The sequence below is a fragment of the Pedobacter sandarakinus genome, from assembly GCF_026240095.1.
GTDB classification, from domain to species: domain Bacteria; phylum Bacteroidota; class Bacteroidia; order Sphingobacteriales; family Sphingobacteriaceae; genus Pedobacter; species Pedobacter sandarakinus.
The window spans coordinates 292,906-305,472 of the sequence record NZ_JAPIVG010000003.1; the positions used below are offsets into that span (position 1 = coordinate 292,906).

Annotated in this window: 13 protein-coding genes; 6 read left to right on the plus strand and 7 right to left on the minus strand. The window is 38.6% G+C overall.

All coding sequences use genetic code 11. The annotated features are described in order from the left end of the window. Positions 1-60: 60 nt before the first annotated feature. From OQ268_RS09815 to OQ268_RS09840, 6 genes are all read left to right on the plus strand, one after another. Positions 61-540, plus strand: coding sequence for an ATP-grasp domain-containing protein (locus tag OQ268_RS09815; protein ID WP_265855944.1), 480 nt, complete (start codon positions 61-63; stop codon positions 538-540). 1 nt (position 541) lies between these two features. Beyond that, on the plus strand, positions 542-1,150 hold the full coding sequence (locus OQ268_RS09820; RefSeq protein WP_265855945.1) for an HAD family hydrolase: 609 nt from the start codon (positions 542-544) through the stop codon (positions 1,148-1,150). A 3-nt stretch (positions 1,151-1,153) separates the two neighbouring features. Further along, positions 1,154-2,665 (plus strand): S41 family peptidase, encoded by a 1,512-nt coding sequence (locus OQ268_RS09825; protein ID WP_265855946.1) that lies wholly within the window; start codon positions 1,154-1,156, stop codon positions 2,663-2,665. 135 nt (positions 2,666-2,800) lie between these two features. Then, positions 2,801-3,067, plus strand: a complete 267-nt coding sequence (locus OQ268_RS09830; RefSeq protein ID WP_265855947.1) for a hypothetical protein — start codon at positions 2,801-2,803, stop codon at positions 3,065-3,067. Between the two features lie 58 nt (positions 3,068-3,125). Beyond that, positions 3,126-4,220: a DNA-processing protein DprA gene (gene dprA / locus OQ268_RS09835; RefSeq protein ID WP_265855948.1), complete on the plus strand. Its 1,095-nt coding sequence runs from the start codon at positions 3,126-3,128 to the stop codon at positions 4,218-4,220. Positions 4,221-4,433: 213 nt separating this feature from the next. Continuing rightward, positions 4,434-5,795 (plus strand): pyridoxal-phosphate dependent enzyme, encoded by a 1,362-nt coding sequence (locus OQ268_RS09840; RefSeq protein ID WP_265855949.1) that lies wholly within the window; start codon positions 4,434-4,436, stop codon positions 5,793-5,795. Between the two features lie 256 nt (positions 5,796-6,051). Here the strand turns inward: OQ268_RS09840 and murA are convergent, their stop codons facing one another. The 7 genes from murA to OQ268_RS09875 all read right to left on the minus strand — a co-directional run bounded on the left by murA (position 6,052) and on the right by OQ268_RS09875 (position 12,522). Beyond that, positions 6,052-7,377 carry a UDP-N-acetylglucosamine 1-carboxyvinyltransferase gene (gene murA / locus OQ268_RS09845; RefSeq protein ID WP_265855950.1) on the minus strand — a complete coding sequence of 442 codons (1,326 nt, stop codon included), beginning with the start codon at positions 7,375-7,377 and terminating at the stop codon, positions 6,052-6,054. Positions 7,378-7,461: 84 nt separating this feature from the next. Next, complete coding sequence (locus OQ268_RS09850) at positions 7,462-8,145, minus strand: DUF4290 domain-containing protein (protein WP_265855951.1); 684 nt, start codon at positions 8,143-8,145, stop codon at positions 7,462-7,464. Between the two features lie 66 nt (positions 8,146-8,211). Then, entirely contained in the window at positions 8,212-8,457 is a 246-nt protein-coding gene (locus OQ268_RS09855) for a hypothetical protein (RefSeq protein WP_265855952.1), read from the minus strand. A 79-nt stretch (positions 8,458-8,536) separates the two neighbouring features. Further along, complete coding sequence (locus OQ268_RS09860; protein WP_265855953.1) at positions 8,537-9,034, minus strand: SixA phosphatase family protein; 498 nt, start codon at positions 9,032-9,034, stop codon at positions 8,537-8,539. Further along, positions 9,027-10,055: a glycosyltransferase family 9 protein gene (locus OQ268_RS09865; RefSeq protein WP_265855954.1), complete on the minus strand. Its 1,029-nt coding sequence runs from the start codon at positions 10,053-10,055 to the stop codon at positions 9,027-9,029. The genes OQ268_RS09860 and OQ268_RS09865 overlap by 8 nt, the downstream gene beginning before the upstream one ends. 31 nt (positions 10,056-10,086) lie before the next feature. Further along, the gene (locus OQ268_RS09870) at positions 10,087-10,689 is read right to left on the minus strand and encodes a DUF4254 domain-containing protein (protein WP_265855955.1); all 603 of its coding nucleotides are present in this window, start codon (positions 10,687-10,689) and stop codon (positions 10,087-10,089) included. Between the two features lie 147 nt (positions 10,690-10,836). Further along, on the minus strand, positions 10,837-12,522 hold the full coding sequence (locus OQ268_RS09875; protein ID WP_265855956.1) for a DNA polymerase/3'-5' exonuclease PolX: 1,686 nt from the start codon (positions 12,520-12,522) through the stop codon (positions 10,837-10,839). Between the last annotated feature and the right edge of the window lie 45 nt (positions 12,523-12,567).

A 12,567-nucleotide genomic window follows, 5' to 3' on the forward strand; every position in this document is an offset into this window, starting at 1 on the left:
TTTTATCTTCCGTTTTAAACTTCGCTAATTGGTCATATCATTTATCAAAATAACATTACTTTGAAAATATTAATTACTGGAGGAAACAATGCCAAGGCGCTGAAGTTGATGAAAGCGTTTCCAAACCATTTTGTTTTACTGGCAGACTATGGAGATGTGCCTGGTTTTGCAACACAGCAATACGCATTCGCTTCTCTAGGCGTACTCAATAAAGATAGCATCGCCCATATTTTGCTTAATTTTTGCATCACTGAATCAATCGATTCTATTATTCCATTATACCCTTACGAAGCAGAAGCCCTTGCGAAATCTGTTGTGTTATTCGAAGAATATGGTATCCAGGTGCTGGCACCCAATGGCGCATCAGTGAGCAAATACTTAACTTCAGATGTATTTTCAACGAAGCATTTTGCAGTTTTTGTTGGTGGCGAATGCATATTTTGTAGTGGAGGAGAAATTTTTGTCAAACAAGCTGATGATGTAAACGGTGTTTTTGGTTATAATGATCCAGATGATGATTTAAGACTTTTTACAATTTGATATGAATCTACCTCAACTACTTCAAGATAAAAAGCTGGTTATATTTGAGCTTGATAACGTATTGTATCCAGAAAAAGATTACCTGTTACAGGTATATTACCTTTTCGCCCAGTTTATAGAATACACCGAACAGATAAATGCCCAAGAGATCCTAGACTTTATGCGTGTAGAATTTGAAAGTGGCGCTACATCACAGTTGTTTGAAAAGACAGCGGAGAAGTTTAGTATAGATGTAAAGTATAAGCATAACTTCGATTTATTGCATCAAACCGCTCGTTTACCTTTAAAGTTATTGCTTTTCCAGGGTATGTTGGAATTTTTGCAAAGTTTGGTTGTAGATCGCATCAAAATCTACCTGGTTACTGCTGGAGACCCCGAACAACAACTCAACAAAATTAGGCAAATAGAGTGGAATGGATTGGGCGAATATTTAACTGTTTATTTTGCCGATGAACTTAATCTGCAGAAATCTGAGATCTTCCTGAAGATACTAAGCGACAATAATTTAGCACCGCAAGAAGCGCTGGTAGTTGGTGTAAATAATTTTGATAAAGCGCAATCTACATTAATTAATTTGCCGTATATTGTGTCACTAGAAATTTACAGATAATTTATGATTAGAAAGTTTAATTCAAAAGCGGCTTTTGTGTCGTTATTAATGGTGTCGGTAGGGTTAATCACATCTTGTAAGAAAAAAAATCCTGTTGAAGATGCTGCAGCACCAAACCAGGTAGAAAGTAATGCGCTGCAAACGCCAACGAGTAACAGGGCTTTTTTAACAAGAGATTCGATATTCTTGTATGCAAAACAAACCTACTTCTGGAATGTGGGCATGCCATCTTACGATAATTTTAACCCACGTAAGTATAGCACAAACGAACAGGTGTTAAGTGCTATAAAAGCCTTGCCAAGTACGGGGGGTAGAGATAAGTACTCGTTTATTGATGATGGTTCTGTAGCTACGCAGCTTAGTGGTGTTAGTGGCGACTATGGTTTTTCTGCAAATTACGATGGGAATAACCTATTGCGTGTTAAATATGTTTATCCAACTTCTCCTGCTGCATTGGCCGGTTTGAAGCGAGGCGATCAGATTTTCAAGGTAAATGGCAGGACTACTAACCGAACAAGTCAGGCAGATATAGATAACCTAAACGATGGTATTTTTGGAAATAATCCCAGCATTTCTTTATCGATAAATAGAACAGGCAGTGCCGCTCAGGATTTTGTTATCAACAGAGCGTCGTATAACATTAATCCAATTTTGTTTACAAAAACCTATACGCTTGGGGCTAAGAAAGTTGGCTATATTGTTTTCAATAGCTTCACAACGAATTCTGTTCCATTGTTAGAAAACGCATTTGCGCAATTTGCGACTGATGGGGTTACCGAATTAGTGGTAGATTTAAGATATAACGGGGGTGGATCAGTTGCTACCTCAGAAGCCTTTACCAATTTAATTGCTCCTCCATCGCAGAATGGTAAAATCATGTACACCACCTATTGGACTAAAACCATGCAGGATAATCAGGCTACAATTTTGCAAAACCAGAAATTTTGGTACACATTTTCAAATGGAACCAGGGAATTAATTAGCATGTTTGATTATTCGTTTAAACCAATCGCTGCAGCGGGCAATCAAGAGGTATTCAAGAAAAGAGGAACACTTAATGGGCTTACAAGGGTATACTTTTTAGTTACAGGTGGTACGGCTTCTGCCAGTGAACTTTTAATTAATAACTTAAAGCCAGTAATGGATGTTAAATTGATCGGGAAACGAACTTACGGTAAACCCGTTGGCTTTTTTGCGATCAGAATTGATAAAAACGACTTATACATTCCACAGTTCCAAACTAAAAACTCTGCAGAATTTGGTGACTATTTTGATGGCATGGCTGTTGATAAAGACGTAGCTGATGATTTGACTAAGGACTTTGGAGATACTTCAGAAAGCTTACTTGCACAGGCATTGAATTATTCTGTTTCCGGAAGTTTTACTTCATATCTTAAAGACAATTCCATCAGCGGTACAAGTGGTGCCGCTAGGGCATTGATAGATCAGGCCAATGAACAATTAGATCATGAATTTAAAGGGATGATAGAAACCCGAAAGTTAAAACTCAAATAATAGATAAAAGGCATTAAAATCGGCAATTCAAATTGCCGATTTTTTTTTGCTTTATTTAAAGCAAAAGCAGCTCCCAGCTTGTTTTTCTTGTTAAAATTTAATAAGCTTGTTTAACATTAATCGTTAAAAGACGCCATGCCAATTGAAACTGTAGAAAAAGAACATATTGAATATTTAAACATCATCAGTGCAAAAGAAGATCATACATCTGATCTTCAAAAAAAGTTGGAAGAAGCCCAACGTTTGGGAAACGAATTCAAGTCTAAAGCGGTTATCACCTTCAACACTACCATAGGTCCTAAGAGAGTAGATACCACTGTCTGGGCTGTTACCGAAAGATATATACAATTAAAAAATAATATCCACATTCCACTTAAGAGTTTAATCGATATCGATTTTTAGGTGCATTCTAAAAGGAAATAAATCATCCCGCATTTATTTAACCTTGCAACTAAAATCAATGAGTACGCTCCACAACATCGCCTTAACATTCATCAAATCAATTGGCCCGGTAAATGCAAAGAATTTACTGGCCTATTGCGGCAGTGCAGAAAAAATTTTTTCGGCCTCAAAATCGCAGCTTCTACAAATCCCGGGGATTGGCGAAAAAACAGTTGAGTCTATTCTTAAAACAGATGCCTTAGATCGTGCGGCCGATGAACTGGCATTTGTACAAAAACATGGTATAGATGTGCTTTTCTTCTCTGATGAAAACTACCCTAAACGCTTGAAAAATTGCGTAGACGCTCCAATTCTATTGTATTTTAAAGGAATTGCCGATTTAAACCATTCTAGAATCATCAGTATTGTAGGTACCAGGAATGCTACAGATTATGGCAGGCAGCTATGTAAGCAACTCTGCGAACTTTTAGCACCCTATAATGTTTTAATTGTAAGTGGCTTAGCCTATGGAATAGATGTATCTGCCCACAAGGAGTGCATTGCCAATAATATTGCCACTGTCGGTGTATTAGGTCATGGCTTAGATCGTTTATATCCGTCAATGCACAAAACTGTATCGCAGAAAATGGCTCTAAATGGTGGCTTACTTTCAGAATATCCTACACAGACTAATCCGGATAGGCAAAATTTCCCTAAAAGAAACCGCATTATTGCAGGCATTGCTGATGCCACCATTGTGGTAGAGGCTTCGATTAAAGGTGGAGCGCTGATTACCGCAGAAATTGCAAATTCTTATAACAAAGATGTGTATGCGTTTCCAGGGCGAACAAATGATGTTTTTTCTGAGGGATGTAACTTCCTTATTAAAACAAATAGAGCAGGCTTAATTAATAATGCGAACGATTTAATTTACTACCTGGGTTGGGACGATGAGGTAAAGGAGCAAAGAAGATCTGCGCAAACAACATTACAGTTAAATCTTACACCAAATGAGCAAAAAGTTGTAGCAGCTTTAAAAGATGGTTCAATGGCTATCGATGAACTATGTATTTCACTTAACCTGCCACAAAGTAAGCTTGCCATCGTAATTCTTACATTAGAGATGCAGGGGATTTTGATTTCTTTGCCTGGTAAAGTTTATAAACTTGCTTAGTCATTTGGTAGTAACAGATAGCCTCATCGCCAGAGCCTAAAGGATAATTTCCCATAAGCACGGGTAAGTGCATTTCGCACAATAATCAATCTATAATGCCTATCATTATTGTAGTTTATAGAATTAAATTTTATAAATGCCTGATAATCAAAATTATGTTTCAAATAAAATATTGATTGTAAAATAGTAAATGCCTTTGCTTAATTTTGTGCCATGTGGTATAATAATATCTTAGAAACCATTGGCAATACGCCCCTGGTAAAATTGAATACAATTACTAAAAGCGTTCCCGGAACCATTCTGGCAAAAATAGAGACAACTAACCCTGGTAACTCTATTAAAGACCGTATGGCGGTAAAAATGATCGAAGATGCTGAGAAGAGCGGAAAATTAAAACCAGGCGGCACTATAATTGAAGGAACTTCTGGTAATACAGGCATGGGATTGGCCATGGCTGCCATTATTAAAGGTTACAAATGTATCTTCACAACAACAGATAAGCAATCTAAAGAAAAGGTAGATGCCTTACGTGCATTTGGTGCAGAGGTTATTGTGTGCCCAACAAATGTCGATCCCGAAGATCCAAGGTCTTACTATTCTGTTTCTTCGAGGCTAGAGCGTGAAGTGCCCAACTCTTGGAAGCCGAATCAATACGATAATCTAGCCAATTCTCAGGCTCACTATGAGCAAACCGGTCCGGAAATTTGGGAGCAGACTGAAGGGAAAATTACACATCTCGTAGTGGGTGTAGGTACTGGTGGAACTATTTCTGGAACAGGCAAATACCTCAAAGAGAAAAACCCCAACATTCAAATCTGGGGGATAGATACTTACGGATCAGTATTTAAAAAATACAAGGAAACCGGAATTTTCGATAAAGATGAGATCTATCCGTACATTACAGAAGGTATTGGCGAAGACTTTCTTCCTGCCAACGTGAATTTTGATGTGATTGATCTTTTCGAAAAAGTTACGGATAAAGATGCAGCTTTAATGACCCGGGATATTGCCCGTAAGGAAGGAATATTTGTAGGGAACTCGGCTGGTGCGGCTATAGGTGGGCTAATTCAATTAAAAGATAAACTCAAACCAGAAGACGTTGTTGTGGTTATTTTTCACGACCATGGTAGCCGTTATATGGGCAAAATGTACAATGAAGATTGGTTACGCGAACGCGGATTTTTACAAGATGAAAAATTAACTGCGAAATCTATCCTTGCTAAAAAAGAAGCCACTGAAATAGTTACACTCGATGCTCAGAAAACTGTATTGGAAGCAATTAATACAATCAAATCGATGAATATTTCACAGATTCCGGTAACGCAGCAAGGTATGATTGTTGGTAAAGTTGCTGAAAGTGATATCTTATCTGCACTGCTGGAAAACCCCGGTTTGAAGTCTGCAGCAATCTCGGATATCATGACTGCCACGTTTCCATTTGTAGATTTAAACACTTCTATCGATAAAATTTCATCATTAATTAACAGGGAAAATTCTGCAGTTCTGGTTGAAGATGAATCTGGAAAAATTGAAATCATTACCCAATATGATATTATAAACGCAATTTCTGGCTAGCCAAGCCGGGGTTCACTACATACTTATATCAATTTAATATAGGATGAAGATTTGGCGCTTTGGCCAGCACTGCGTTCAGGCTTATCAGCAAAAAAATCAAAAACTGAGCGCTTACGCTTACAGATATTGCTTTGCACCTCGTAATGACGAAGAAGAAAAAAAACGCCCGAGTAAATTTTACTCGGGCGTTTTTGTATGATATTATCATCTTAGAGCTGCAGCACTAAACAGGAATTTTTTTGTGGAAACTCCCGCTTTAATGACTTGGCGCATCGGCATTAACCCGTTTAATTTGTGCACCTAAAGCACGTAAACGCGTATCAATATCCTGGTAGCCACGTTCAATCTGCTCAATGTTGTATATCGTAGATTTTCCTTCAGCGGAAAGGGCGGCAATAAGCAGTGACACGCCGGCTCTAATGTCTGGCGAAGTCATGCTAATACCACGAAGTTTATATTTCTTATCAATTCCATTTACCGTAGCACGGTGCGGATCGCAAAGGATGATCTGGGCGCCCATGTCAATCAATTTATCAACGAAAAACAACCTACTTTCAAACATTTTTTGGTGTATCAAAACATTCCCTTTGGCCTGTGTAGCTACAACCAATACAATGCTCAATAAATCTGGCGTAAAGCCTGGCCATGGCGAATCGGCAATGGTTAAGATCGAACCATCAATAAAAGTATCAATTTCATAATGTTTTTGTGATGGCACAAAAATATCATCGCCCCTCCGTTCTAGCTTAATTCCTAATTTTTTAAAAACTTCAGGAATTACTCCAAGCTCATCGTAACATACATTTTTAATGGTTATTTCAGACTCGGTCATTGCTGCCATCCCAATAAACGAACCAATCTCAATCATATCTGGCAACATGCGGTGTTCAGTTCCTCCTAATACCCTAACACCTTCAATGGTTAGTAAGTTAGATCCAATGCCAGAAATTTTCGCCCCCATGCGGTTAAGCATTTTACAAAGCTGCTGCAAATACGGTTCGCAGGCGGCATTATAAATTGTAGTAGTTCCTTTTGCTAAAACCGCTGCCATTACAATGTTTGCAGTTCCCGTTACCGATGCTTCATCCAACAAGATATAAGAGCCTTGTAAATTAGTAGCATCAACATTAAAAAATGCCTTCTTACTGTCGTAAACAAACTTTGCACCTAATTTTTCGAAACCAATAAAGTGTGTATCTAACCTTCTGCGTCCAATTTTATCGCCACCTGGTTTAGGAATTGCCGCTTTTCCAAAACGAGCCAACAACGGCCCAACAATCATGATAGAGCCGCGTAAACCACCACCTTTTGCCTTAAAAGTATCAGATTCAAAAAAGTTTAAATCAATGTTTCTTGCTTCAAAAGTGTAGGTATCTTTATTAATCCGCTCCACCGTAACACCTAAATCACCTAATAACTCAATCAGCTTATTCACATCTTTTATATCTGGAATATTACTAATTGTAATTTTTTCTTCAGTAAGCAATACCGCCGATAAAATTTGTAAAGCTTCGTTTTTAGCGCCCTGTGGTGTAATGTCGCCTTTTAATTTAATTCCGCCTGTTATTTCAAATGCGTTCATATCTTCTTATTTAGTATCCAGTATTAAGCAGCCGATTCAATTAATCGTTTGTTGCCGCATAAACCCCCGAGTTTTACTGTTCCTTTAGTATTTTGGTTTATTATTATTATTTCTTCCGCGATTATTATTGTTGTTATTCTGGCGGTTTTTGCCATTGTTGTTGTTATTTCTTCCGCGGTTATTATTGTTGTTGTTATTTTGCCGGGGATTGGGTGCCCTAAATTCTACTTTGGCCAAATTTACGCCCTCATCCAGAGACAATAATCCTCCAGACAGATATTTCAGATCTTTAATAATAGTATCGTCGCTAACATTGTCTTTATTCCATGTAACGTAAGACATTTTCATAAAATTTGCAATTCCCTGCACCATTGCCTTCTTATGCTCTGGATTTTCTTCAAGCATCGCTTTTTCAATCAAATTCTCAACCGTTTTGCCATAATGCTTGTAGGTAATTCGCTGTTGCGGATAGGGCAGTGGGTCTGGCTTTTTAAATGCATTTTCTGGCAAAGGCTTCGGATACGGGCTTTCAACATCGATCTGGTAATTCGAGATAATGTGTAAATGATCCCAAAGTTTGTGCTTAAAATCAGCAACATCCCGCAGGTGAGGTTGTAAAAAACCCATCAGGTCTATCACCGCCTGGGCATATTTATTGCGCTCTTCTATGGTTGGCAATTCGCAAATATACTTTACCATATTTTGCACATTACGGCCATATTCTGATAATATCAAATGGCTGCGTGTAGTGTTATAATCAAAATTCATGTACAGATAATTTAATGGATAAATCTTCCGGCGATACGAATTATGAAATAACCAAAAGAGAAAAGGTTATGAATTCACCGAAATGTCTATTGCCGGACTTTCGTTTATGATGTGACCAAAGATAATGAAATTTACTGTTTCGGCATTACCGTTTAATTTTTTTTTTGGAAAACAACGGTAGTTTTTCTTGGCTGTCTCCAGCCCTGCTATCACTTCAAGTCCTCGTGGCTCGTTCCTCGCACTGTGGGCTTTACGTTCTATCAGGTTTAATGTAAAGAGTGCAGCGCTTTTGGCATTATCCCAATTCTGCAAAAATGCCCGCGTCAGAATTGTCGATAACTCCCTGCATACAATTACCACATTCCATGCGATCTAAAAAGGTAATACCAACCTAAATCTCATCGCTGTTTTTCGGGTAATCGAAAAAAACCTGCTCACCAGTTCCGGCACTTACCATTTTCCATGATTCGAAAGGGAACGAGAGCAATACCATTCCGGCTGTAGGAATATTGTAGATATCTCCATCGCCAAGCAGGTTAGCAAGATCGGTGAATCCGGGGTTGTGGCCAAACATGATAACAGTATCGGCGGCATCATCAAAATCATTCACAACTTTCAAAAGCGTATTGCTGCCGGCTTCATAAATTAATTCTTCGTAGTTTATTTCCTCAGTTTTATAAGTCTCGGCGAAATACTTTGCAGTAGATTTTGCTCGTTTTGCAGGACTGCTAACTATTAAATCAAACTTAAAGCCTTTATTTAACAACCGCTCTGCCATTTCGGGGGCATTTTCTTTCCCACGTTTGTTCAATGGCCTGTCGAAATCCTTTAAATTAACATTTCCCCAATCAGATTTTCCATGTCGCACCAATAGTAACTGCTTAGCCATTTAGTTTTTCCTTAATTTTATTTACAATTGTTTTTGGATCAATCAAATCCATACAACTTTCAACACCGCATAAGCAAGGTTTGTTTCCATAAATAGAATTTGGCCGTATGGGATGGTCAACCTGAATACAATCACTTTCCAACTGGCCATAACCCAGAAAGCCGGCATAGGGATGTGTTGGCCCCCACACTGAAACTACCGGAACCCCCATTAGAGAAGCCATGTGCATACCGGCAGAATCCATACTAAGCATAACTTCAAGGTTTGATATGATTGCAAGTTCTTCTGAAAGGTTAAATTTCCCGATTAAGCTAAAGGTGTTTTTATAGGCTTGCGCCCAACCTTCGGCAACAGCTTGTTCATTTGCTCCTCCGCCAAAGATATACATCTCATAGCCTAAATGACTTAGTGAAGCAATTACCTTTTCCATTTTATCGAGCGGGTAAACTTTATAAATGTGTTGCGCAAAAGGGGAGATGCCTATTTTCTTTACATCAGTTTTAGCATGTAGTCTTTCAAATTCAAGAGGTAATGTCAGGCGGTCTTTTATCAGCTGATACACAAGCTTTAAATCGAATCCTAGTTTCTTAAATACTTCAGCGTAGCGCTCTACTGTTGGTTTTAAAGGCTTAAAAACTTTGTTTTTGGATCTTGTCAGCGCTTTTTTTTCCGCTCTTCCCTTGTCTATTCGGGCTATCCGCATTCCACTTAACCTAAAGAATGTAGCAACCATTCTGCTGCGTAAATTATCGTGCAAATCTGCAACAGCAATAGGTTGATGTTGCCGAAGCTCTCGATAAAGTCGGTACAAACCAACAAGCCCTTTGTGTTTGCCCTTCGGTTCAATAGCGTGGAAGGTTACATTTTTTATTCCATCAAAAAATGGTTTAAATGCCTTGCGACTCACCATTACAATTTCCACGGAAGGGTTTTGTGCAGAAAATTCCTTTAATACCGATGCCACCATAGCTACATCGCCCATTGCAGAAAAACGCAAAGCAATAATTTTTTCTAACGACATGGTTTTAGGCTTCGACTCAATTTACTTCGATCTACACTTTATTGTACAAAACCGGGTTTAAGCTCGGATCGTTATACATCTTCATTTGCTTGTATACTTTCATGTATTTTTTACCCGCCTCAATATCTGTTATCAGTTCATCAATACTGGTAGATAAGTCATCGCGTTGCGATAACAATACATTCAATTTAGTTTGGCATTGCTCGCGGTGTTCGGCAGTGGCACTTTCCCGGGCGGCCTCTTCTTGCATATGATAAATTTTTAAGGCCAGAATAGATAGCCTATCTATTGCCCAGGCCGGGCTTTCGGTATTAATTTTCGCATCAGGCAATGCAGAAACGTTACTGTAAAGCTTTAAAAAATAGCCATCGATAAACTCAACCATGTCAGTACGTACTTGGTTTTGCGCATCTATTCTGCGTTTCCAGCTCAAGCCCTCCACAGGATCGATCTGGGGGTTACGTACAACATCTTCCATATGCCACTGTGCAGTATCAATCCAGTTTTTTATGTATAATAGATGCGATAATGTGTCTACATCATAGGGGTTTTTCACCGGATGGTCAATTTCATCGAATTGATGATAATCTACAATTACTTGGTTAAATATGCGGTTGGCAATTTCACTGATCATGACGCAAAGATATTACATTGGTTTTAGATTTATGAGTTAGGCTTTTAGATTTCTCGCTCATCGATTTGTGATAGCCAATCATCAATCTCAACTGGCCTATAGATTCCGAAGATTTAACCATAAACCAAAATTTACCATTAAAAATAGTTACTTAGACGCCGAAGCTCTCTTGCCGAAATAATCGGTTATTTCCTCCAAAGAAAAAGCGTTTAAACATTTTGGGGCGCTTAAACCACCTTTCCTAGCTACCAAAACACCATAACGCATATCATGAAATCCTTCTGTACGGTGAGCATCAGGATTGATTGATAATAATACGCCTCTTTCTAGGGCGTAACGGTGCCATCGCCAGTCTAGATCTAAACGTAATGGGTTTGAATTAATTTCTATCACTACCTGATTTGCAGCGCAGGCATCAATAACTTTTTTGTAATCTATCGGATAGCCTGCTCTGCTCAAAAGCAAACGTCCGGTAGGGTGACCCAAAATGGTAGTGTATGGGTTCTCGATGGCTTTTATAAGACGATTAGTCGCCTTTTCTTCTTCCATTCTCAAGTTACTATGTACCGAGGCGACTACAAAATCGAATGTCTTTAGAATATCATCTCCATAATCTAAAGATCCATCGCCTAAAATGTCGCTTTCAATTCCTTTAAAAATCTTAAATGGCGCTAATTTTCGGTTTAGAACATCAATTTCCTGGTGCTGCCCAAAAATTCGCTGTTCATTTAATCCTTTTGCATAAACTGCAGATTTAGAATGATCACAAATGCCCAGGTACTGTAGGTTTAGAGTGTCTTTACAATATAATGCCATTTCTTCAAGAGAATTTACTCCATCGCTCCAGGTAGAGTGATTATGTAAACTGCCTTTCAAGTCTTCATATGTAACCAGTACAGGGAGTTTGCGGGCACTGGCCAATTCAATTTCATCAAAGTTTTCCCGTAGTTCTGGAACAACAAATTCAAGCCCAGCGCTGGTATATATTTCTTCCTCAGTCTTAAATGGTCCATCTCCTGCTAAAGCTAAAACCTTATTCACATGTTCATCCGTTCCGGTAAGCTTGAAACAAGTTAAGTGGAAATCGTTTCGCTCTGCAACATATATCTTGATCCGCAAACCTGCTTCAGTAGTAGTTATAAAGGCATCTTCGCCTAGAATTAAGGGCAATGGTTCAAAAAGCGCCAGACTGTCTATTACTTTCTCGGCATGGGTAGCACCAATTACAAGTGTTAACTCATCAATAATTTCGCAACAACGGCGGTATTCTCCTGCGAAGCTTAGGGCTGAATCATTATCTACGCCAATTAGCCATTCAGCAAGTTGCGTTCTTAAGGTGTTGGCGAATTCTTCTACCTGTGCGAATAAAAATCTACCGTTGGCCGCAAGTTTAAATTCAATGGCTTTTTTAATTTCTTCCTGTGTTTTTAGGCCAAATCCTTTGGCTTCTACCAACCTGTTTTCGTTGCAGGCATAATATAATTCGCCAATATTTTCGATACCTAACGTGCGCCAAATGATAAATATCTTTTTGGGGCCAATTCCTTTAATGCCTAGCATTTCCACTACACCTTCTGGCGTTACAGCAATCAGATCATTCAGCTCGCTAAGTTGTCCCGTTTGCAAGAGCTCAACTATCTTAGCCGCTAAGCTTTTGCCAATGCCATCAATCTGTTCTAACTCATCAAAAGGCTTGTCTTTCAATGCAAACGGAAGTTTATCAACTTTAAAATATGCATTTGCTACCGATTTAATTTTGAAAGGGTTTACCTCATGTAGTTCCATGAGCTGCGATAATAACCGGAAAGTGCGGGCAATGGTTTTATTTTCCATAAGGTGTAAAATTATGAAATATTGGCTTAAATCATCATTGCCACG

What these genes read in the sequence shown, in the direction of transcription:
- OQ268_RS09820 (WP_265855945.1), top strand. Translation starts at nt 542, where the DNA reads ATGAATCTACCTCAACTACTTCAAGATAAAAAGCTGGTTATATTTGAG.
- OQ268_RS09825 (WP_265855946.1), top strand. Translation starts at nt 1,154, where the DNA reads ATGATTAGAAAGTTTAATTCAAAAGCGGCTTTTGTGTCGTTATTAATG.
- OQ268_RS09830 (WP_265855947.1), top strand. Translation starts at nt 2,801, where the DNA reads ATGCCAATTGAAACTGTAGAAAAAGAACATATTGAATATTTAAACATC.
- dprA (WP_265855948.1), top strand. Translation starts at nt 3,126, where the DNA reads ATGAGTACGCTCCACAACATCGCCTTAACATTCATCAAATCAATTGGC.
- OQ268_RS09840 (WP_265855949.1), top strand. Translation starts at nt 4,434, where the DNA reads ATGTGGTATAATAATATCTTAGAAACCATTGGCAATACGCCCCTGGTA.
- murA (WP_265855950.1), bottom strand. Translation starts at nt 7,377, where the DNA reads ATGAACGCATTTGAAATAACAGGCGGAATTAAATTAAAAGGCGACATT.
- OQ268_RS09850 (WP_265855951.1), bottom strand. Translation starts at nt 8,145, where the DNA reads ATGAATTTTGATTATAACACTACACGCAGCCATTTGATATTATCAGAA.
- OQ268_RS09860 (WP_265855953.1), bottom strand. Translation starts at nt 9,034, where the DNA reads ATGGCTAAGCAGTTACTATTGGTGCGACATGGAAAATCTGATTGGGGA.
- OQ268_RS09865 (WP_265855954.1), bottom strand. Translation starts at nt 10,055, where the DNA reads ATGTCGTTAGAAAAAATTATTGCTTTGCGTTTTTCTGCAATGGGCGAT.
- OQ268_RS09870 (WP_265855955.1), bottom strand. Translation starts at nt 10,689, where the DNA reads ATGATCAGTGAAATTGCCAACCGCATATTTAACCAAGTAATTGTAGAT.
- OQ268_RS09875 (WP_265855956.1), bottom strand. Translation starts at nt 12,522, where the DNA reads ATGGAAAATAAAACCATTGCCCGCACTTTCCGGTTATTATCGCAGCTC.